The sequence below is a fragment of the Albidovulum sediminis genome, from assembly GCF_025380365.1.
Lineage (GTDB): Bacteria > Pseudomonadota > Alphaproteobacteria > Rhodobacterales > Rhodobacteraceae > Albidovulum > Albidovulum sediminis.
On record NZ_JAOCQF010000001.1, the window covers coordinates 2,255,765 to 2,276,080 of the forward strand.

The window sequence follows — 20,316 nt, forward strand, 5'->3', positions numbered from 1 at the left end:
TGAAATCGCACAATTTGCCGCCCTTATGGCAGCAGCCAGTTCCCCACCGCAGCTTGCGCGGCGCCCGCGGGAGGGCGGCGAACGCGCAGGCCCGGTCGCAGGCACCCGGAACCTGATGCCTGCCTGCAAGGCCGGCAACAGCGGAAAACGTCAGGGGTGCAGGGGCCTTACGCTTGACCCCACGCTGTCCAGCCCCGCCACGAGGTCGCTGACAAGCTGCAACCCGGCGACCGAAAGGCGGGGATGCTTGTAGAACAGGCCGACCCGAAGCGGCTCAAGCGCGGGAAACCCTTCGCCCTCGCCCAGCACGCGCATGCCGGGCAGCATCGTGGCCCGGGTCAATGCGGTGACGCAAAGCCCATTCAGGACGGCGTTCTGAAGGCCCGAGATGCCCGGCCCGGTATAGACGATCCGCCAGCGCCGCTCCGCCGAGTCGAGCGCCTGGATCATGCGCGCTCGGTAATCGCAGCCTTCAGGATGCGCGCCCAAAGGAACCGGGCGATGTGCGACATCCTCGAATCCTTCTGCGGCGGCCCAGATGGGTTGCTCGACCCAGGCACGCGAGAGGTAGGGCATCCGCGCGCTCGGCATCATCGCCACGATCACGTCCAGCTCGTCCGAGCGCAGATGCTGGTGAAGCTCGCGGCTGAGGTCGCAGTGAATCTCAAGCTCCACGTCCTGGTTCTTCTGAATGAAATTCGTGATCGCATGTTGCAGGAAGGCGACCGCGTAGTCCGTGGGCAGCCCGATCCTGAGCACGCCGGTCTTGTCCGAACGGTGGAAATAGCTCACCGCCTCATCGTTGATGCGGATCATCTCGCGCGCATAACTCAGAAGCGCCTCGCCCGCCGATGTCGTCTGGATGGTGCGCCCCTCCTGCGACAGGAGCGGCGCCCGGACAAGTTCCTCAAGGCGACGGATCTGAAGCGAGATCGCCGGCTGGCTGCGCCCGAGCAGCGCGCCGGCCTTGGAATGGCCGCCGAGTTCGACCACCGCGATGAATGTCCTCAGCAGGTCTGTTGGCAGGTTGGTGATGACGGCCATGCATTTGCGCCCGCAATCGAAGCATTGGGACAATCTATTTTTCTTATCCAGACCCGGCAACGTATTTTTGCGGCGAACCCTCTCCAAGGAGCAGCCATGCCACGCAGCAGCGCGTTCGCATCCGAACTGACCTGGCCTGACTACGATGCAGCCGTGCGGAACGGACAGACCCCGATCCTGATCCCCATCGGCTCGATGGAGCAGCACGGCCATCACATGCCCTTGCACGTCGATGTTCTATTGCCCACCGAATTCGCACGTCGCGTCGCGCTTGAAATCGGTGCGCTGGTCGCGCCCCCCTTCACCTACGGCTACAAGTCGCACCAGAAGTCGGGCGGCGGCAATCATTTGCCCGGCACGACCAGCCTGGACGGCGCGACTCTGGTTGCCGCCCTCAAGGATGTGGTCAAGGAATTCGCCCGCCATGGCGTGCGCAAGATCTGCCTGGTGAACGGACATTTCGAAAACTCCTGGTTCATCATCGAGGCGATCGACCTGGCGCTGCGCGAACTGCGCTGGGACGGGATCAACGACCTGAAGATCGTGGTCCTGTCCTACTGGGATTTCGTCCACAAGGATGCCATCGCGCAGCTTTATCCCAACGGTTTCCCCGGCTGGGAGATCGAGCATGGCGGCGTGCTCGAAACCTCGCTGATGCTGGCGCTTCACCCGCACCTCGTTCAGCTGGAACGCGCGGTCGACGTCGCACCGGCGACCTTCCCGCCCTACGACGTCTACCCGGTCAAGCCGGAATGGACGCCATGCTCCGGCACGCTGTCCTCGCCCAAGGAGGCTTCGGTCGAGAAGGGCCATATCCTCTTGGAAGTCTGCACGGCGGGTATCGTCGCGGCGCTCCGGGCAGAGTTCGGATAACTCGCCCTCTTCTCGCGTTTTCCCCGACTGACAGGGCCCCTTCGGGGGCCCCTTTTTTGCCCCCACAGCGGCAGGTCGGCATTCTCTCCACGCCGCCCGGGAAACCCGGGCCAAAGGAAAAGGGCCCGCGTCTGCGGGCCCCTGCGCTCTGCCTGTCGGAAGGTCAGTTGCTGATGATGTTGTGCTCGGGTCCGAAGGGGAAGCCGGTAATGTTCTCGGCCCCGTCCTCGGTCACGATCAGGATGTCGTGTTCGCGGTAGCCTCCCGCACCCGGCGCGCCTTCGGGCAGCATCACCATCGGCTCCATCGACACGACCATGCCGGGCTTCAGCTCCGTCTCGATGTCCTCGCGCAGCTCCACGCCCGCCTCTCGCCCGTAGTAGTGGCTGAGGACCCCGAAGGAATGGCCGTAACCGAAGCTGCGGTACTTCAGAAGGTCCCACTGCCGGTACATGTCGTTCAGTTCCAGCGCGATTTCGTTGCACTTGGCGCCGGGTTTGATCAGCTCCAGTCCGCGGCGGTGGACGGCCACGTTCTTTTCCCAGATGTCGAGCGAGGCATCATCGACGCTGTCACAGAACAGCGTCCGTTCCAGCGCGGTGTAGTAGCCGAAGATCATCGGGAAGGTGTTGAGCGACAGGATCTCGCCCGACCTGATCTTCTTGTTCGTTACCGGGTTGTGCGCGCCGTCGGTGTTGATGCCCGACTGGAACCAGGTCCAGGTGTCCATCAGTTCGACGAAGGGGAAAGAGGCCGCGATCTCGCGGATCATGGCGTTGGTCCCGGCGATGGCGACCTCGTGCTCCGGCACGCCCGCCGCGACGGCGCCCGCAACGGCCCAGCCGCCCACGTCGCAAATGCGCGCGCCTTCGCGGATCAGCTTGTGTTCCTCGGCCGACTTGATCGAGCGCATCCACATCGACGGCTGGGCGATGTCGACGAATTCCACGCCCGGGAGCGCCGCCTCAAGCTGGCGCCGGTAATCGAGGTTCACATGGTCGAACTCGATCCCCAGCCTCCTGACACCGGGGGTCAACTGGCGCACCGCGCGATAGAAGTTGTCGCGCCGCCAATCGGTGTAGGTGACGTTCCCACCGAAGCTGCGCCGCCAGGGCTGGCCGCCGTCGATCCCGGCCGAGATCGTGGTGGCCGCGTCCTGCGTGACCACCATGCCGTACTTGCGGCCGAAGTAGCAGTAGAGCCAGCCGGAATAGTAGTTGATGCAGTGGTAGGAGGTGAACAGTGCCGCGTCGACATTGTTGTCCGCCATCCACCTGCGCACATCGTCCTGCCGCCGCTTCATCTCTGCGTCGGAGAAGGGGGAATAGTCCTTCTCGCCGTTGTGCCATTCCATCACGTGGAGCATGTCTTCGGTCATCCGATGGCCCTTTCCTGAGGTCGCAACTCTTGCGAGCGAAGGTAGCGGCCAGCCTTCGGGCACTGAAATTTGAAATGGAAATCCAGCCATTTGCGCGGCTTTATGCTGCGCCCGCAGGCGCCGGGACCTTCCGCCCCGCGGCGCATCCACGAGATCCGTCCGCCGGCGTCAGGGCTTCAGGGCGCGGGCGGCGAGTTGCCTGTAGAATGGCCTGTGATGGTCGAGAAGCGCGCGCAGCCTCGGCTCCCGCTCCGTGAGTGCGTCGAACTTTCTTTCCTGCGCGGCGATTTCCTCGGCGCCGATCGGGCGGATGCCTCTGGCGCTGCTGACATCGCCATGCCAGCCGCCGACCTGCGCCCAGTCCTTCGGCGCCTCGCGCTGCCAGTCGAAGGCTTGCGCGACATGGGCCAGTCCGATCCGCCGCCAGAGCGCGCCGATGACGCCTTCGGTGTCGGCACGCACGTCCTCGGCGGCGATCACCGGCGGGGTTTTGCCCAGCGCGACAAGGGCATCGTAGTGCCGCGCCTGCGCCTCGAGCCCGACCTCCTCCAGCGTGAGGTCCGGGTCGAGCTTGAAGTACGAGGGGATCGAGGCCACGGGATCTCGCACGAGAAAGACGTTGGTCAGCCGGTCAAGAAAGCTGCGGTCGTCCAGGATGTGCGGCATGACATAATAGGACATGTCCTTGAGGAAGACCGGCGCCTTGCCGGCGCGATCCAGGATCATGTCGCGGATGGCCGAGTAGCTGACCGGATGATCCTTCTGCACCTCGAAATGCGGCATGGTGCGCACCTGCCGGTGGACGTAGTAGTCGTACATGAAAGGTTCGTGCAGGCAGTCGAGATCGCCGCGTTCCCGCATGATCCGCTCGATCGCAGTCGACATGGAACGCGGGTGCGACCAAAGCGCGATGATCGGATATGCGCTCATGCCTTCATCCTTTCGTTCAGCGGGTCGAAGGGGCGCGCCTCCAGGACGCGTGCGGGTCTTGCGCGGCCAAGGATCTCGACCGAGAGGTCGTCGCGCAGGCCGCGTTCGCGCAGATACGCCAGCGCCAGCGCCTGATGCGTCCTGTGTCCCCATCCCCCCGAGGTGACGATGCCCACCGGGCGGCCCCGATGCAACACCGGGTGGCTGTAGAAGGGATCAACGCCCCCCGCATCGATGGCCAGCAGCACCATTTCCCAGCGGTCCTCTGCCGCCATCCGGCTGAGGAGCGCCGCCCGCCCCGCGAAGTCGCGCCCTTCGGGCCGGATCAGCGGCCCCGCGCCGGTCTCGGCCGGCGTCCGTTCGGTCGTGAAGTCGGCCCCCCAGGCCGGGTAACCCTTTTCCAGCCGCATCGAGTTCATCGCATAGGCCCCGAAACAGCCAAGCCCGTGCGGCCTGCCCGCCCCGTCAATGGCGTCGAAAAGCGCGGCAAGGTCATCGCGCGCGGTGTGAAGCTCCCAGCCGAGTTCGCCGACATAGGACAGGCGGAGCGCCCGGACCGGAACGCCGGCCACCTCGATCCCGCGCACGCTCAGCCAGGGAAAGCCGGCGTCCAGATCGGCGGTGGTCAGCGCGGAGAGGATCGCGCGCGACCGCGGCCCCATCAGCCCGATCGCCCCCCTTTCCTCCGTCACGTTGGCGACCGAGACATCGAACCCGGCCGCGCGGGATCGCAACAGATCCTCGTCCATCTCTTCCGCCCCCGCGGCGGAGGTCAGGTAGAAGGTTCCGTCTGCCAGGGCCGCGACGGTGAATTCCGCCTGCGTTCCCCCGGCCGGGGTCATGGCATGGATCAACCCGATCCGCCCGACGCCCGGCACGCGGTTGGCGCCAAGGGCGCCCACGAAGGCGCGCGCATCGGGGCCCGACACCTCGAACTTGGAGAAGATCGACAGATCGGCAAGGCCCGCCGCCGTCGTCACCGTCGCGACCTCGTGCGCGACATGGGCAAACCAGTTGGCGCGCCGGAAGGTGGGCACGGCCTCATCGCCCGCGTGGTCCGAAAACCAGTTCGGACGCTCCCAGCCATGGGCCGCGCCCATCACCGCGCCCCGGGCAAGCATTCGGTCGTGCAGGGGCGACAGCCGCTTGCCGCGCGCGGCGGGGCGCTCCTCATGGGGATAGTGGACGCCGAATTGCAGGCCGAAGCATTCCACCGCCTTCTGCACCCGGTAGTCGCGGTCGGCCCAGGCGCCGAAGCGGCGGCTGTCGACAGCCAGCGCATCCATCGGCGGCGCGCCATGCGTCATCCAGTGGGCGAGGAACCAGCCGGCCCCGCCGCCTTCCATGACGCCCATGGACGACCCGGTCAGAAGCCAGGCATCCGGCAGCCCGTGCGCCGGACCAATCAGCGGGTTGGCGTCTGGCGTGAAGGTGATCGGCCCGTTTACGACGGATTTGATGCCGCCCGTCTCCAGCGCCGGGATCCGGGCCATCGCGGCCAGGATGATGTGCTCGACCCGGTCGAGGTCCGGCGGCATCAGTTCGGCCCCGAAGTCGGGCGGCACGCCGTCAATCGACCAGGGCTGCGCGTCCTTTTCGTAGGGGCCAAGGATCAGCCCGTCACGCTCCTGCCGGACATACCAGCTTTGCTCCGGGTCGCGGATCATCGGCAGTTCGGGCAGACCCGCCGCGATGCGCTCTGCCACGGCGGGGACGGTATCGGTGACCAGATACTGATGCAGCACCGGCACGGACGGCACGTTGACCCCCATCATCTGCCCGACCTCCCATCCCCAGGTGCCGGCGGCGTTGACGATGTGGCGGGCGCGGATGACCCCTTGCGCCGTCTCGACCCACCAGTGAAGGCCCTCGCGGCGGATCGCGCTGACCGGGTTGCGGCGCAGGATCGTGGCGCCCCTTGACCGCGCGACCTGCGCCATGGCGTTGGTGGCCAGGGTCGGGTCCACGTGGCCGTCGTCGGGTTCGTAGATGCCGCCGAGGATGCCTTCGGTCCGCGCCAGCGGATGCAGCGCGGCCACCTCCTCGGGCGAGGTCAGCAGGCGCAGGTCGTAGCCGGTGAACTTCGACAGACCCGCGACATGGGCGAATTCATCCATCCGGTCGGGGTTCGAGGTGATCCGCATCGCGCCGGAGCGGTGAAACCCGCAGGTGCCCCCCGTCTCCTCCGGCAGGATGTCGCGGTAAAGCCGGACCGAGGTGGCGCGCAATTCCTGGATCGTCGGGTTATGGGCGAAGTGGGTGCACAGCCCCGCCGCATGCCAGGTCGAGCCGTGCGTCAGGTCGTTCTTCTCGGTCAGCACCAGATCGGACCACCCCGCCTTGGCGAGGTGATAGAGGAGCGACACGCCCATCGCGCCGCCCCCGATGATCAGAACCTGGGCATTCAACGTCATCCGCGCATCCGTTCGCCAGTTGGGTCAAAGGGCGGCCTGTCCAGCACCCTGGCCGGATAGAGCCGCCCCGCAATCTCGATCTCGAAGGCCCGTTCCGCCGTCCGGGCCGGCGTTTCCCCCGCCGCGACCGCGATCAGGCCAAGCGCCAGCCCCTTGCGCGTCCGCGCCCCCCGCGCGCCCGAGGTGGTCAGCCCGACGACAGCGCCGTTTTCCAGGATCGGCTCGTCATGGAGGACAAGCGGCCGCCCCTCGATCTCGAAAAGGTGGAGGCGACGCCTCACCCCTTCCGGCCTCTGGGTGAGGAGCGCCTGCCTGCCGAGAAAGTCCTTGGTCCAGTCGATGGTGAAGCCCAGGCCCGCCTCCAGCGGCGTGATCTCCGGGCCCAGGTCGTGCCCCCAGTGGCGGAAGCCCTTTTCGATCCGGCAGCCGTCGAGCGCGTGGTGGCCAAGCGGGCGGGCGCCCGCTGCGTACAGCGCGTCGAAGACCGGGCCGCCCTGCCCGGCCGGGATCGACAGTTCCCAGCCGAGTTCGCCGACGAAACTGAGGCGGGTGGCCCGCGCGCGCTGCCCCGCCACGGTCACCTCCCGCGCGGTCGCAAAGGGAAAGTCGCGCCAGTCGTCGGGCGAAAGCGCTTCCAGAAGCTCACGCGACCCCGCCCCCATGACGCCGATCACGACCTCCGTCTCGGTCACATCGGCGATGGTCACCTCTCCGCGCGCGTTCCGCCTGAGCCAGGCAAGGTCGCGCCAGCGCGTCGCGGCGCCAGAGGTGACGCGAAAGCGGTCGGGGCCAAGCCGGGTGATCGTCACGTCGGCCTCGATCCCGCCCTTCGCGTTCAGGAGCGGCGTGTAGACCGCGTGACCCGCCGGCACCTCGACGTTGCCCGCGGCAAGATACTGCAGCGCCTCAAGCGCCCCCGGTCCGGACACGTCGAACTTGCCGAAGGGCGACAGGTCGATCAGCGCCGTGCCCCGGTCCATCGCCGCCGCTTCCCGATGAACGATTTCCTGCCACGCCTGTTCGCCGACAGAGTAGGGCAGATCGCGCTCACCCTCGCCGGAGGCGTACCAGAGCCCCCGTTCCCAGCCCGCGGTCAGGCCGAAGACGGCGCCCGCCGCGGCCCAGCGGTCGTGCAGCGCCGACCTGCGCAGCCCGCGCCCCGCCTTGGGCTGCTTGAACGGCCAATGCATGGCGAACACATCCGCGACCGCCTCCTCCATCCGCCTTTCCACATGGGCTGCGGCGGCAGTCAGCGGATCGACGCGGGCGATATCCACTTCCCACAGGTCGATGGGCGAAGCCCCGTCGATCATCCAGTCGGCCAGCACCCGCCCGACCCCGGCCGAGGACATGACGCCGACCGAGTTCATGCCGGCCGCAACGAAAAGCCCGTCGACCTCGTTCGTCTGGCCGATCAGCGGGCGGGAATCCACGCTGAAGCTTTCGGGCCCGTTCATGAAACGCTGGATGCCGGTCCGCTCCAGCGCGGGGATCAGCGCCAGCGCCGCCTCCATGAAGGGGGCGAACTGATCCCAGTCCGCAGGAAGCTCCAGGAACGGCCGGTCGCCTTCCGGTCCGAACGGGTCCCAGCATTTCGCGTGCGGCTCGAACCCGCCGATCACCAGCCTGCCCGCGTCGCCCTTCACATAGATGCCCCGGTCCAGATCGCGCAGCACCGGGTAGGGGTGCGGCAGGTCGGGCATCGGCTCGGTGACGACGTACATGTGTTCGACCGCCTGCAACGGCAGGGCGACGCCCGCCGCATCCGCGAGGCTTTTCGACCACGCGCCCGCGCAAAGCGCCACACGCTCCGCCGCGATTTCGGCGCCATCGGCCAGCCGCACGCCCTTCGCCCGGCCGTCTTCGACCAGGATCGCGGAAGCCTCGACCCCCTCGCGGATATCGGCGCCGGCCGCCCGCGCCGCCTTGGCATAGGCCATGCAAAGATCGACCGGATTGACGTTCGCATCCTCCTCGACCCGGAGCGCGCCAGCGATGCCGGTCGTATCGAGGCCCGGAACCCGCAGCGCGTGCGCCTCGATGATCGACGGGGTCAGCGCGAACTGCCGGCCGAGCGCGGCGATCCGGCGCAACTCGTCCATCCGCACCTCCTCGCGCGCAAGCCAGAAGCCGCCCGTTTTCCTGTAGCCCGTCGAAAGCCCTGTCTCTTCCTGAAGCCTGGGGAAAAGCTCGCCCGCGTACATGGCCAGACGGGTGCCGTTGGGCGTCGCGCGCAGGGGGCCGACGATCCCCGCCGCATGCCAGCTTGTCCCCGACGTCAGCCGGTTGCGTTCCAGCAGGATCACATCACGCTCACCCCGGCGCGTCAGGTGATAGGCCAGGCTGAGCCCGACCGCGCCACCGCCGATGATGAGGGTCCGTGCCATTCCAGCCCCAGCCAAGGTCTCCACCGCCAGTGATGCTGCGCGAAGGCCATTGATCAAGCCCGCCCGAGCAGTATTAATCTTTCTAATGAAGGGTAGAACCCTGGCCCGCCAAGGGGGCCGCCCGATGAGGACAGAGTTGCACGGGGGATAGGATTGAAGGCTCCGGAATCGCGCCATTTCCTGCGAAAAACAGCAGGTTCGCCCGACCTGAACCTGTTCCGCGCGGTCGAGGTCTTCATGGCGGTCGCGGAGATGGAGCAGGTGACGACCGCCGCGCATGCGCTTGGCATGACGCAGTCGGCCGCGTCGCAGCATCTCAAGAACCTTGAGTCCCTGTTCGGTGTAAAGCTGCTCGACCGATCGCAAAGACCGTTGTCGCTGACCCATGCGGGCAGCATCCTGCAACGCCACGGCTTCCGCATCCTGAACGAGATCGAGGATCTCAAGGCCAATATCCGCAGGCTCAACGCCACCACGCTGCCGGTGTTGCGGATGGGGCTTCTGGCGTCCATCGCAACCACGCTGACGCCCGGTCTTTTCGACTTCGTGGTGCAGGATCTCGGCGTTCCCGAACTGATCCTGTCCGCCGGGCTTGCCACCGACCATAAGTCCGCCCTGAACGCCCGCCAGATCGATCTGGCCGTGACATCCGAACTGGTCGGCAACGACGACGACCACCGCGCCATACCAGTACTGGAGGAGCCATTTTATCTAGTCCTGCCAGAGGAATACGAGGGCGATCCGACGGATATCGGGCAGATTTCACAACGCCTTTCGCTTGTGCGCTTCGGAGTTGCCACGCCGGTGGGACGGCGGACCGACCAGCATCTGCAACGATGCCGGCTGTACTTCCCCAGGGCGATGGAGGCGGACCGCTCCTCGATGGTCGTCGCGGGCGTCGTCACCGGCAAGTGCTTCGCGATCCTCTCGCCTTCGCTGCTGATCGATGCGGTGGCCGAAGGCATGAAGCTGAGGATCGAACCCTTGCCCTTTCCCGGCTTTCGTCGCCGCATCCAGGTCGTCGCGCGGGCGGGGGAGCATGACGCGATCGCGGACGCGCTGGCCGCGCAGTGTGCACGCATCTTGCAGGCGCATTTTGCCATGCGCTTTCCCGCCATTGCGGACGAGATCGAGTATCACGGCCTTCCCGCATAGCGGCGCGATCCCGGCGCTAATCCGCAACATTAGTAAATCCGATGCTACACGCCGCCCCTATGCGGGCGCCGGAGCGGGTGAGTAGATTTCGGCATCGGGGCGGAGAGTGCAGGATGCCATGCCGAAGTATGACGATCGGGGCCGCGCATGAGCCGGCGTGAGGGGCGCGACCTCCGGATCAGGGCCCGCGCCGCGCGCACGGCGCTGGCCGCGCCCTACACGCTCAGGCGCACCGCCATCGTGAGCCTGATCGACGAAGAGGCGGTGGCGATCATCGAGCGCAACGCCGACCGCATCCTCGACGAGATCGGCATGGAGTTCCGCAACGACCCTGAGACGCTGGAGATCTTCCGCAAGGCCGGCGCGCGGGTCGACGGGGAACGTGTCCGCTTCGATCCCGGCTGGTGCCGAGACAGGATCAGGACCGCGCCGCCGGTCTTCACCCAGCACGCCCGCAACCCCTCCCGCTCGATCCAGGTCGGCGGCAACGCACAGGTCTATTGCCCGAGCTTCGGCCCGCCCTTCGTCCACGACATCGAACGGGGCCGCCGCTACGCCACGATCGAGGATTTCCGAAACATCACGAAGATCCATCACCAGCTTGCCGCGGTGAACCACTCCGGCGGCGTGGTGGTGGAGCCGGTGGACCTGCCTGTTCCCGTCAGGCATCTACACATGGCGCATGCGCATCTCACGCTGAATGACAAGCCCTTCATGGGGGCCGTCACCGCACCGGAACGCGCCCGCGACACGATCGAGATGTGCCGGCTCGCCATGGGCGCGGATTTCGTCGACCGCAATTGCGTTCTTTACTCGGTGGTGAACACGAACGCCCCGCTTGTGCTGGACGAAACGATGCTTTGGGCGCTGAAGGAATATGCCCGCGCCGGGCAGTGCACCGTCGTCTCGCCCTTCGTGCTCGGGGGTGCGATGTCGCCCGTCACCATCGCCGCGACACTGGCGCAGGTGCTTGCCGAGGTGATGGCCTCGGTCGCGCTGATCCAGCTTATCCGCCCCGGCGCGCCCGCCGCCTTTGGCACCTTCTTTTCCCCGCTCTCGCTCAAGACCGGGGCGCCGACCTTCGGCACGCCCGAGGGTACGCAGTTCCAGATGTGCGCCAAGACGCTGGCCGACCGGCTTGGCCTGCCGTTCCATTCGGTGGGCGCGCTGACCGCCTCCAAGGTTCCGGACGCGCAGGCGGGCTATGAGAGCCAGGCGCAGCTGATGGGGGCGACGCTGGCGGGGGTGAACTTCATCATCCACGCGACCGGCTGCCTCGAAGGGCTGCTGACCACCGGCTACGAAAAGATCGTCATGGATGCGGACCGCTGTTCGGCGATGATGCGCTTTGTCGAGGGTGTCGATTTTTCCGAGGCGGCACAGGCGATGGACGCCTTCCGCGAGGTGCCGCCGGGCGGGCACTTCCTGGGCGCCGCCCACACCCGCGCGAACTTCGAGACCGCCTTCTGGATGGGCGAGATGTCCGACAACGGCACCTACGAGCAATGGGCGGCGGAAGGCGCGCTGTGGGAACACGAACGCGCGGCCCTGCGCGTGAGGAAACTGATCGCCGATCACGAGCCGCCGGAGATGGACCCGGCCATACGCGAGAGCCTGGACGACTTCGTCGCCCGCCGCACGCACGAGATCATGGGAGACCGCAGATGAGCCTGCCGCTTGACTGGAGCCTTGAAGGCATCACCCGCCGCCGCGACACCTACTATGCCGCAAGCCAGCGGAAGTTCGTGCCCTTCGCCGACCCGATGATCTTCCGCAAGGGGGCCGGGCAGTATCTCTGGGACGAGGCGGGCCGGAAATACACCGACCTGCTGGGCATGAACGTCTGCATCTCGGTCGGGCATTCGCACCCGGTTGTGGTCAGGGCGGCAATGGAACAGGCGGCCGAACTGACACATTGCACGACGATGTTCTATCACCCCGTCCCCGCCCACCTGGCCGAGGAACTGGCCGCGACGATGCCGAAGGGGCCGAAGGGCGATCTCGAATGGGTGGTGCATTTCACCAATTCCGGGTCCGAGGCCATCGACCTCGCCATGGTCATGGCCCGCACCTTTACCGGCAACCTCGACCTTCTGGCGCTCAGGAACGCCTATCACGGGCCGACCTCGGCGGCGCAGTCGATCACCGGCATCGCCGGGTTCCGCCACCCCGGCATGCCGGGCAACGTCGCCTTCGTGGCCGAGCCGAACCAGTACCGCGGCATCTTCGGCGCGGGGACGGCGCCCTATCTCGACGAAATCGAGCGCACCATCGCCGTCGCCACGACGGGCCGCATCGCAGGAATGTTCGTGGAATCGGTGCAAGGCTACGGCGGCATCATCGAGATGCCGAAGGGCTACATGTCGGGCGCGGCAGAACGCGTGCGCGCGGCGGGCGGGCTCTACATCGCCGACGAGGTGCAGTCGGGCTTCGGCCGCACCGGCGACCACATGTGGGGGTTCGAGGCCGACGGAGTGATCCCCGACATCGTGGTGATGGCCAAGGGGATCGGCAACGGCTTTCCCCTGGGCGCAGTGGTCGCGCAAAGGCACATCGCGGCGCCGATGGCCGAGAAGTTCATGTTCCACACCTACGGCGCCAACCCGACAAGCTGCGCGGCGGGCCTCGCGGTGTTGCAGGTGCTGCGGGAGGAACGCCTGCAGCAGAACGCGAAACAGGTGGGCCGCGCGCTCCTGGAGCGGCTGGACGACCTGAAGCAGCGCCACCCCGCGATCGGCGACGTGCGCGGGCGCGGCCTGATGCTGGCCATCGAGATGGTCAAGGACCGCAGGTCGAAGGAACCCGATGCCGAGACGACCGCCGCCGTCTTCGAAGCCTGCCGCGCAGGCGGGCTGATCCTGTCGAAATCCGGCCCGACCCGGTCGACGCTGCGCATGGTGCCCCCGCTCTGCCTGTCGATGGAGGATGTCGACCGGGTGGCAGAAGGTCTGGACCGGGCATTCACCGCATCGGCATGAGGCGCGGGACGGTCCCGGCCGCCCCGACGAAGCCAGAAATCCACAGCGCAGGCCGCGCCCGTGTCGGGCCTCGCCTCAGGTGGCTTCGGCAGGTGGCATCCTGACCGGGTCGCCAGGCGGCAGGTCGCCGTCCACGCGGACGAACCGCCCGTCCCAGAACGGATGTGGTTCCCTCAGGTCAAGCCGGGTTCGCGGTTCCCCGGCGAAGCGGGCTTCGGCCAGTCCACCTTCGATGTAGGAGCGCAGAAACCGATGATTGCTCCACCATTCTGCGCGGCGTGCCCCTTCCCTTCGGCTCGGGATGCCTTTCTTCGACAGCCACGAAAGGAGCGCATACTTCGCTCGTCGGAGCGGTGGCAGGCGGAAGACCTTTCGGTAGGCCTGAACCGAAAGGCCGGTGTTCTCTAACGCCCTGTCGTAATACTCGCTGTAGGCTGAATCGTTTGGGTCCAACCAAAGCGCCTGCGCGCCGTGCCAGGGGCGCACCATCCCACAGAAGTGCACGAAGACGGGCGCCACGGCGCGTGTCAGCCCCCAGTGCAAGACCCCGCCTTGCCAGTTGTAGCGCGGTGAAAGCTCGGTCCATCGCCCATCGAACACATGAGCCAGAAAATCCTGATCCGGAAACGTCGTTGCCGGGTATGCGGCAAAATACTCAGGTAGCATCCCGGCAAAGTCGATCCGGTTCCAGACAGCCGGATCGATCAACAGAACGCCGGAATTGGCGTATCGGCCCGAGCGTACGCCGATCCCGGCAAGCCAGGCTTTGCGCTCCTTCTTGTCATGTCCTCGCTCGAGCGCGGCAAGATCGGCAACCGCCCCCAATCCGTGCGGCAAAGGCACCTCCCAAAGCGCGGCGTCTGCGTCGAACGACAGGATGTCGGCGTCAAGATAGAGCAGCCGGCGATAGGACGACAGCAATCGGGGGGCGAACAACCGCAGGTAGACGATGCGCGGCCATCTTGAAGACTCTGGGAGGCCATCCGGCAGAAAGCCACCGAGTTCCTCATAGTGATAAGTGATCCGGCCGGATCCAACCTCTCTGATCTGGGCGGTTGGCTCTTGCCTCTCGATAAAGATGTGGAAATCGCAGTCCCAGTGCAGGGTCATCTGCAATGCGGCCGCGCCTGCAAGATCTGCCAGACGCTCGTCGGCAATGAAAAAGATCGCGTGCATCCAAATACTTTCAAGACTTTCCATCGACGCCCCGGCATCGGCGATCGAGTACGGCGGAGCGGGCGAGGCACAGGAACAATAGGCGCGCACGTTACGCCGAACAAGTCAGTGAGAGCGCCGTCCGCATGGGCAACCTCTCCGACCGCGTCTTGCGCGGACGCTTCGGCCCCGGTTGCCCGGCGGGAGCAGCCGGTTCGCCCAAGTCTTCCCTGCCCCCGAGTGCAGCAATGGATTCGTTGGCCACTGCGTCCGGCACGCCCCGATACGCGCGCGGCGCATCAATAAGAAGATGCTTAAATCCTTCATATAGATGGAAAAGTGGTGAGCCCGACAGGATTCGAACCTGTGACCCACTGATTAAAAGTCAGTTGCTCTACCAACTGAGCTACGGGCCCATCACAGGGCGCCTCTTTATGAACCTCGCCGGAAGCGGTCAAGTGCAAAAGCGCGAAAAATCCGTCCACTGGCAAAATCGTCGCCCGCGGCGTATATCGCGGATCATGAGACATGCCCGCCCCGATAACGGCCTGCCGTTCATGAAGATGCACGGCGCCGGAAACGACTTCGTGATCATCGATTCACGCGGGCGCCCCGCCGTGACCACGCCGGCCCTTGCGGCGGCGCTCGGCGACCGCCATCGCGGCGTGGGATTCGACCAGTTGGCCGAGATCCGGGACTGCGCGGGGGCCGACTTCGCGCTCGACTTCTGGAATTCGGACGGCAGCCGCGCGGGCGCCTGTGGCAATGCCTCGCGCTGTGTGGCCGATCACGTCATGGCCGGGCTTGGCCGTGACAGCGTGACCTTCACCACCGAACGCGGAACGCTTGCGGCGGTGCGGCGCGATGACGGGCTGGTCAGCGTGAACATGGGCGATCCGCTCCTCCACTGGGCGCAGGTGCCCCTTGCCCGGGAGCTTGACCTTCTGCACCTGCCCATTGCGGGCGACCCGGCAGCGGTGGGCATGGGCAATCCGCACTGCGTCTTCTTCGTGGAAGACGCCCTGGCCGTGGACCTGCCCCGCGACGGCGCGGCGATGGAACACCATCCGCTGTTCCCGATGGCGACCAACGTGGAATACGCCAGTCTGACAGGCCCGGACCGGCTGAGGATGCGGGTCTGGGAACGCGGCGCAGGCATCACGCTCGCCTGCGGGTCGGGGGCCTGCGCGACCGCGGTCGCGGCGCATCTGCGCGGGCTGACGGGCCGGCAGGTCACGCTCGACCTCGATGGCGGAACGCTCGAGATCGACTGGCGCGACGACGGCGTCTGGATGACCGGGCCAACGGCGCATGTCTTCGATGGCTGGCTCGCGCCCGCTTTCCTGGCCGAATGCGCCTGAGCCCCCGATGCGCCCGCCCGTCTTCACCACACTTGGCTGCCGACTGAACGCCTACGAGACCGAGGCGATGAAGGAACTTGCCGCCGCGCATGGCGTCGGGGGTGCGGTGGTCGTCAACACCTGCGCGGTCACCGCCGAGGCGGTGCGCAAGGCCAGGCAGGAGATTCGTCGCCTCGCACGCGAAAACCCCGGCGCGCCGGTCATCGTCACCGGCTGCGCGGCGCAGACCGAGCCCGAGACATTCGCGGCGATGCCGGAGGTGACGCGCGTCATCGGCAACCATGAAAAAATGCAGCCGGCGACCTGGGCCGGCCTGACCGCACCCGACCTGATCGGCACGACCGAGCGGATCATGGTCGACGACATCATGAGCGTGAAGGAAACCGCCGGCCACCTGATCGACGGGTTCGGCCGTCATCGAGCCTATGTGCAGGTCCAGAACGGCTGCGACCACCGCTGCACCTTCTGCATCATTCCCTTCGGGCGGGGGAACTCCCGGTCGGTTCCGGCCGGCGTCGTCGTGGAGCAGATCCGGCGGCTGGTCGACAAGGGCTTCCTGGAGGTCGTTCTGACCGGTGTCGACCTGACATCCTGGGGCGCCGACCTGCCCGGTGGCCCGCGCCTGGGCGATCTGGTGATGCGCATCCTGCGCCTGGTGCCGGACCTTCCGCGCCTGCGCATCTCCTCGATCGACTCGATCGAGGCCGATGACAACCTGATGCTGGCGATCGCGACGGAACCGCGGCTGATGCCGCATCTGCACCTGTCGCTGCAACACGGTGACGACCTGATCCTGAAGCGGATGAAGCGTCGCCACCTGCGCGACGATGCCATCCGCTTCTGCGAGCAGGCGCGGCGCCTGCGCCCGGACATCGTCTTCGGCGCGGACCTGATCGCGGGTTTCCCGACCGAGACCGAGGCGATGTTCGAGAACACGCTGAAACTCGTGGCCGACTGCGACCTGACCTTCCTGCACGTCTTCCCTTTCAGCCCGCGCAAGGGCACGCCGGCCGCGCGCATGCCCCAGGTCCGGGGCCCCGATATCCGCGACCGCGCAGCGCGGCTGCGCCAGGTGGGCGACGAAGTCCTGAACCGTCACCTGTCGGCGCAGACGGGCAAGACCCACAGGGTTCTGACCGAAGGGCCGCGCATCGGGCGCACCGAACAGTTCACGGAAGTCGCCTTTGACGAGGACCGCCCCGAAGGCGCGATCCTCGACGCCCGCATCAAGGGCTTCGGTCAGGGGCGGCTGAGGGCCTGAACCCCGGCACGACCTGCCTTCGCCCCCTGACGCAGATCAAATTCGCGACTGTCGATGCGTGCTATCATTTACCTTACGGAAACGCATCATCTTGCGGGAGGAACGCAATGCACAAGATGGTTTTCACGACGGCGCTGCTGATGGGTTTTGCGGGCCTTTCGCCTTTGGCCAAGGCGCAAAGTTCCGACATCGGCGCGCATCTCTACATGGACTACTGCGCCGCCTGCCACGGAGAAAGCGGCAAGGGTGATGGCGACATGGCGAACCTGATGACGATCGCGCCGCCGAACCTGACACTTCTGGCCAAGAACAACGACGGCGTGTTTCCGATGCTGAAGGTCATCCATATCATCGACGGCCGCACGGGCATGCGCGCCCACGGCGGACCGATGCCGGTGTTCGGCAAGGCCTTCATGTCGACCGAGCCCGGCCCGGCGAACCCCTACGGCTCGATCCTGGAGTCGCGCGGGCGCGTCATGTCTGTGGCCTACTATCTGGAGACGATCCAGGCAGAGTGACGAGCATGGGCCGTGTCGACGTTCGGCGCGGCCCACGCTTTCGGGCGGCGAGGCCCGAGGTCGGCCCAGGTTTCAGCCCGCCCCGGTCGGTCGCGCGACACCATAGCGCGCCAGGAACATCTCCACCGCCCCCTTGGCCACGCGATCCTGCGCAGCCTGATCGAACGTTTGCTTCACGCCAAGACAGGCGCAGGGAAAGATGAAGGCCTTGCACAGTTCCGCGAACTGGTCGGCGGCAAGGTCGATGTCGTCGACCTTCAGTTCTCCGCGCGCTACCGCGCCGGTCAGATAGCCGCCCAGCCGTTCCCGCAGAAGCGCCGGGCCGTTCTCATAGAACTCACGTCCGAGTTCGGGGAACCTTTCGGATTCGGCAACGCTGATGCGGAACACGTTGCGTCCGAAATCCGACAGGGAAAATGCGATGATGCGCCGCGCCGCTTCGGGCAGGACGACCTCGGGCGGGGCGGACAGATCGACCAGCGCCTCGGCCTCGTCGGCCTGCCTTCGGCATTCACGCGTCGCAACCTCGACGAAAAGGACGCGCTTGTCGGGGAAGTAGTTGTAGAGCGTGGCTTTCGACACCCCCGCTTCGCGCGCGATGTCGTCCACGCTGGCGCCTTCGAACCCGTCGCGCAGGAAAACCAGCCGGGCGCCTTCCAGCACCTTGTCGAACTTCCTGCCCTTGCGGATCGCGCTTCCCTCGCCGGTCAAACTGTCTTCCTTGTGGCCGGGACGTCCGGCGCGGGAATGATAGACGCGGCCATCGCGACCGGGCAAGCGGCGGCGGTCACTTTCCGTCAGCCGTGGGGCAGGGCTGTGTCGCGGGCGCGCAGGTCTGGACACCCTGCGGGAACGTAAGGCGCGGCAGGTCGAACGTGAAGTTCTCCGCCGCGGCGGGCAGTGCGATTGCGGCAAGGAAGCCGGCGATGACGATGCGACACGTGTTCATCCGTTTCTCCAATTCTGAACTGATCGGTTCACTTTTGTAAATGAACTGATCGGTTCACTTTTTCAAGACCCCCACACCGCGTCCCGGCAGTATGGCGCCTGCCCTTGCCCATCCGCCGCGACCGGCCTAGTTTGGAATGATTCCAGATCGGAGACGAAAATGATCCCTGGCTTGGCGAACCGCCGTCGCTTTTCTGACCTGAGCGAACAGGAAGTCCTGGCGCTGGCCATCTCCTCCGAGGAGGACGACGCGCGCATCTACCGGACCTATGCCGAACGGCTGCGCAAGGAGTATCCGGCCTCGGCCGCGATCTTCGAGGCCATGGCAAAGGAGGAGGACACCCATCGCCACTGGCTGATCGAACGCCACCGCACGCGCTTCGGCGAGACGATCCCCCTGATCCGGAGGGAGCATGTCGCTGGGTTCTACGCCCGCCGCCCCGTCTGGCTGATCGAGAACCTGTCGCTGGAGCGAATCCGGGCCGAGGCAGAGGCGATGGAACGTGACGCAGCGGCCTTTTACACCCGGGCCGCACAGCGAACGGAAGACGCGGACACCCGCAAGCTTCTGGGCGATCTGGCGGCCGCCGAAACCAAGCACGAGGCCAGGGCCGAAGGCCTGGTCGAAACGCATCTGGACGAAGACACGAAGGGCGAGGAAGACCGTGCGGCGCACCGTCAGTTCATCCTGACCTGGGTGCAGCCTGGCCTTGCGGGTCTGATGGACGGCTCCGTTTCCACACTGGCCCCCATCTTCGCGACCGCCTTCGCGACGCAGGACCCCTGGACCACCTTCCTCGTCGGGCTGGCCGCATCGGTCGGCGCGGGCATCTCGATGGGCTTCACCGAGGCCGCGCACGACGACGGCGTGCTGTCGGGCCGCGGATCGCCCCTGAAGCGCGGGCTTGCCTCTGGGGTGATGACGACCCTTGGTGGCCTGGGCCACGCCCTGCCATACCTTATCCCGGACTTCTGGACCGCGACGACCATCGCCATCGCCATCGTCTTCGTCGAGCTTTGGGCCATCGTCTGGATACAGAACCGGTTCATGGAGACGCCGTTCCTCAGGGCGACGTTCCAGGTCGTGCTGGGCGGCGCGCTCGTCTTTGCCGCTGGTGTCCTGATCGGCGCCGGGTAGACTGGCGCCATCCATTGTTGGAACGAGGCGCCGGCATGTACCACCGCGACAAGGTCACCTATCAGCCGCTTCCCCTGCCCGATCGTGTCAGCCTGCCTGACGACCAGGCGCTGGCGGCTGCCACCCGGTTCCGGGGCTACATGCGCAAGCGGCATTCGGTGCGCGATTTCCGGCCCGACCCGGTTCCCGTCGAGGTTATCGCCGCCTGCATCGAGGCGGCCGGCACTGCGCCGTCGGGCGCCAACCACCAGCCCTGGCATTTTGTCGCGATCTCGGATCCGGCAATGAAATCGCAGGTCCGCGAGGCGGCGGAGGAGGAGGAGCGCGCCTTCTATGAAGGCGGCGCGGGCGACGAATGGCTCCGCGCGCTCGAACCGATCGGCACGGGCGCGTCCAAGCCGCATCTCGACATCGCGCCCTGGCTGATCGTCGTCTTTGCGCAGCGCTATGGGGTGACGCAGGACGGCCACCGCTACAAGAACTACTACGTCCCCGAAAGCGTGGGCATCGCGACCGGGTTCCTGATTGCCGCGCTGCACCACGCCGGCCTTTCGACGCTGACGCATACGCCCAACCCGATGAAGTTCCTCAACGCCCTTTGCGACCGGCCCGAAAGCGAAAAGCCGGTCATGATCCTTGCCGTCGGTCACGCCGCGCCGGAGGCGACGGTGCCGGCGGTGGCCAAGATCAAGAAACCGCTGCACGAAATTCTGACAATCAGACAGGGCTGAGCGCTGGCCACCGGCGGCGCGTCCATGCTAGGCAGCGACAGGGCC

17 protein-coding genes and 1 tRNA gene are annotated in these 20,316 nt (G+C 66.5%); 9 read left to right on the forward strand and 9 right to left on the reverse strand.

Annotated elements, in window-relative coordinates; genetic code table 11:
* Nucleotides 1-150: 150 nt before the first annotated feature.
* Entirely contained in the window at nt 151-1,044 is an 894-nt protein-coding gene (locus N5I32_RS11110; RefSeq protein WP_261495705.1) for a LysR substrate-binding domain-containing protein, read from the reverse strand.
* A gap of 96 nt (nt 1,045-1,140) precedes the next feature.
* Here N5I32_RS11110 and N5I32_RS11115 point away from each other — a divergent pair, with 96 nt between their 5' ends.
* Nucleotides 1,141-1,917 carry a creatininase gene (locus N5I32_RS11115; protein ID WP_261495706.1) on the forward strand — a complete coding sequence of 259 codons (777 nt, stop codon included), beginning with the start codon at nt 1,141-1,143 and terminating at the stop codon, nt 1,915-1,917.
* Nucleotides 1,918-2,080: 163 nt separating this feature from the next.
* Here N5I32_RS11115 and N5I32_RS11120 read toward each other — a convergent pair whose 3' ends face one another.
* From N5I32_RS11120 to N5I32_RS11135, 4 genes are all read right to left on the reverse strand, one after another.
* A complete protein-coding gene (locus N5I32_RS11120; RefSeq protein WP_261495707.1) occupies nt 2,081-3,295 on the reverse strand; it encodes a M24 family metallopeptidase in 1,215 nt (404 codons plus the stop codon).
* 168 nt (nt 3,296-3,463) lie between these two features.
* Nucleotides 3,464-4,225 (reverse strand): sulfotransferase-like domain-containing protein, encoded by a 762-nt coding sequence (locus N5I32_RS11125; RefSeq protein ID WP_261495708.1) that lies wholly within the window; start codon nt 4,223-4,225, stop codon nt 3,464-3,466.
* Complete coding sequence (locus tag N5I32_RS11130; RefSeq protein WP_261495712.1) at nt 4,222-6,639, reverse strand: GcvT family protein; 2,418 nt, start codon at nt 6,637-6,639, stop codon at nt 4,222-4,224. The genes N5I32_RS11125 and N5I32_RS11130 overlap by 4 nt, the downstream gene beginning before the upstream one ends.
* Nucleotides 6,636-9,026 carry a GcvT family protein gene (locus tag N5I32_RS11135; protein ID WP_261495713.1) on the reverse strand — a complete coding sequence of 797 codons (2,391 nt, stop codon included), beginning with the start codon at nt 9,024-9,026 and terminating at the stop codon, nt 6,636-6,638. The genes N5I32_RS11130 and N5I32_RS11135 overlap by 4 nt, the downstream gene beginning before the upstream one ends.
* Before the next feature lie 153 nt (nt 9,027-9,179).
* On the opposite strand from N5I32_RS11135, the gene N5I32_RS11140 reads away from it, so the two are divergent.
* The 3 genes from N5I32_RS11140 to N5I32_RS11150 all read left to right on the forward strand — a co-directional run bounded on the left by N5I32_RS11140 (nt 9,180) and on the right by N5I32_RS11150 (nt 13,159).
* A complete protein-coding gene (locus tag N5I32_RS11140) occupies nt 9,180-10,181 on the forward strand; it encodes a LysR family transcriptional regulator (RefSeq protein ID WP_261495715.1) in 1,002 nt (333 codons plus the stop codon).
* A 147-nt stretch (nt 10,182-10,328) separates the two neighbouring features.
* Nucleotides 10,329-11,849: a trimethylamine methyltransferase family protein gene (locus N5I32_RS11145; RefSeq protein WP_261495717.1), complete on the forward strand. Its 1,521-nt coding sequence runs from the start codon at nt 10,329-10,331 to the stop codon at nt 11,847-11,849.
* Nucleotides 11,846-13,159: an aspartate aminotransferase family protein gene (locus N5I32_RS11150; protein WP_261495718.1), complete on the forward strand. Its 1,314-nt coding sequence runs from the start codon at nt 11,846-11,848 to the stop codon at nt 13,157-13,159. Before N5I32_RS11145 ends, N5I32_RS11150 begins: the two co-directional genes overlap by 4 nt.
* A gap of 75 nt (nt 13,160-13,234) precedes the next feature.
* Here N5I32_RS11150 and N5I32_RS11155 read toward each other — a convergent pair whose 3' ends face one another.
* Nucleotides 13,235-14,359 carry a glycosyltransferase family 8 protein gene (locus tag N5I32_RS11155; RefSeq protein WP_261495719.1) on the reverse strand — a complete coding sequence of 375 codons (1,125 nt, stop codon included), beginning with the start codon at nt 14,357-14,359 and terminating at the stop codon, nt 13,235-13,237.
* 295 nt (nt 14,360-14,654) lie between these two features.
* Nucleotides 14,655-14,730, reverse strand: a tRNA-Lys gene (locus N5I32_RS11160).
* Between the two features lie 105 nt (nt 14,731-14,835).
* On the opposite strand from N5I32_RS11160, the gene dapF reads away from it, so the two are divergent.
* The 3 genes from dapF (at nt 14,836) to N5I32_RS11175 (ending at nt 17,454) form a co-directional block, all read left to right on the forward strand.
* The gene (gene dapF, locus N5I32_RS11165) at nt 14,836-15,675 is read left to right on the forward strand and encodes a diaminopimelate epimerase (protein ID WP_261495721.1); all 840 of its coding nucleotides are present in this window, start codon (nt 14,836-14,838) and stop codon (nt 15,673-15,675) included.
* A 7-nt stretch (nt 15,676-15,682) separates the two neighbouring features.
* The gene (mtaB, locus tag N5I32_RS11170; protein WP_261495723.1) at nt 15,683-16,936 is read left to right on the forward strand and encodes a tRNA (N(6)-L-threonylcarbamoyladenosine(37)-C(2))-methylthiotransferase MtaB; all 1,254 of its coding nucleotides are present in this window, start codon (nt 15,683-15,685) and stop codon (nt 16,934-16,936) included.
* A gap of 107 nt (nt 16,937-17,043) precedes the next feature.
* Nucleotides 17,044-17,454, forward strand: a complete 411-nt coding sequence (locus N5I32_RS11175) for a c-type cytochrome (protein ID WP_261495725.1) — start codon at nt 17,044-17,046, stop codon at nt 17,452-17,454.
* A gap of 72 nt (nt 17,455-17,526) precedes the next feature.
* Here N5I32_RS11175 and N5I32_RS11180 read toward each other — a convergent pair whose 3' ends face one another.
* Both N5I32_RS11180 and N5I32_RS11185 read right to left on the reverse strand, forming a co-directional pair.
* Nucleotides 17,527-18,165: a TetR/AcrR family transcriptional regulator gene (locus N5I32_RS11180; protein ID WP_261495727.1), complete on the reverse strand. Its 639-nt coding sequence runs from the start codon at nt 18,163-18,165 to the stop codon at nt 17,527-17,529.
* Nucleotides 18,166-18,241: 76 nt separating this feature from the next.
* Nucleotides 18,242-18,403 carry a hypothetical protein gene (locus N5I32_RS11185; protein ID WP_261495729.1) on the reverse strand — a complete coding sequence of 54 codons (162 nt, stop codon included), beginning with the start codon at nt 18,401-18,403 and terminating at the stop codon, nt 18,242-18,244.
* A gap of 159 nt (nt 18,404-18,562) precedes the next feature.
* Here N5I32_RS11185 and mbfA point away from each other — a divergent pair, with 159 nt between their 5' ends.
* Entirely contained in the window at nt 18,563-19,540 is a 978-nt protein-coding gene (mbfA, locus tag N5I32_RS11190; protein ID WP_261495730.1) for an iron exporter MbfA, read from the forward strand.
* A 35-nt stretch (nt 19,541-19,575) separates the two neighbouring features.
* Nucleotides 19,576-20,271: a nitroreductase family protein gene (locus tag N5I32_RS11195; protein ID WP_261495731.1), complete on the forward strand. Its 696-nt coding sequence runs from the start codon at nt 19,576-19,578 to the stop codon at nt 20,269-20,271.
* Nucleotides 20,272-20,316 lie beyond the last annotated feature (45 nt).

Coding starts and splice junctions, on each gene's coding strand:
- N5I32_RS11110 (WP_261495705.1), bottom strand. CDS start 1,044: ATGGCCGTCATCACCAACCTGCCAACAGACCTGCTGAGGACATTCATC.
- N5I32_RS11115 (WP_261495706.1), top strand. CDS start 1,141: ATGCCACGCAGCAGCGCGTTCGCATCCGAACTGACCTGGCCTGACTAC.
- N5I32_RS11120 (WP_261495707.1), bottom strand. CDS start 3,295: ATGACCGAAGACATGCTCCACGTGATGGAATGGCACAACGGCGAGAAG.
- N5I32_RS11125 (WP_261495708.1), bottom strand. CDS start 4,225: ATGAGCGCATATCCGATCATCGCGCTTTGGTCGCACCCGCGTTCCATG.
- N5I32_RS11130 (WP_261495712.1), bottom strand. CDS start 6,639: ATGACGTTGAATGCCCAGGTTCTGATCATCGGGGGCGGCGCGATGGGC.
- N5I32_RS11135 (WP_261495713.1), bottom strand. CDS start 9,026: ATGGCACGGACCCTCATCATCGGCGGTGGCGCGGTCGGGCTCAGCCTG.
- N5I32_RS11145 (WP_261495717.1), top strand. CDS start 10,329: ATGAGCCGGCGTGAGGGGCGCGACCTCCGGATCAGGGCCCGCGCCGCG.
- N5I32_RS11150 (WP_261495718.1), top strand. CDS start 11,846: ATGAGCCTGCCGCTTGACTGGAGCCTTGAAGGCATCACCCGCCGCCGC.
- N5I32_RS11155 (WP_261495719.1), bottom strand. CDS start 14,359: ATGGAAAGTCTTGAAAGTATTTGGATGCACGCGATCTTTTTCATTGCC.
- dapF (WP_261495721.1), top strand. CDS start 14,836: ATGAGACATGCCCGCCCCGATAACGGCCTGCCGTTCATGAAGATGCAC.
- mtaB (WP_261495723.1), top strand. CDS start 15,683: ATGCGCCCGCCCGTCTTCACCACACTTGGCTGCCGACTGAACGCCTAC.
- N5I32_RS11175 (WP_261495725.1), top strand. CDS start 17,044: ATGCACAAGATGGTTTTCACGACGGCGCTGCTGATGGGTTTTGCGGGC.
- N5I32_RS11185 (WP_261495729.1), bottom strand. CDS start 18,403: ATGAACACGTGTCGCATCGTCATCGCCGGCTTCCTTGCCGCAATCGCA.
- mbfA (WP_261495730.1), top strand. CDS start 18,563: ATGATCCCTGGCTTGGCGAACCGCCGTCGCTTTTCTGACCTGAGCGAA.
- N5I32_RS11195 (WP_261495731.1), top strand. CDS start 19,576: ATGTACCACCGCGACAAGGTCACCTATCAGCCGCTTCCCCTGCCCGAT.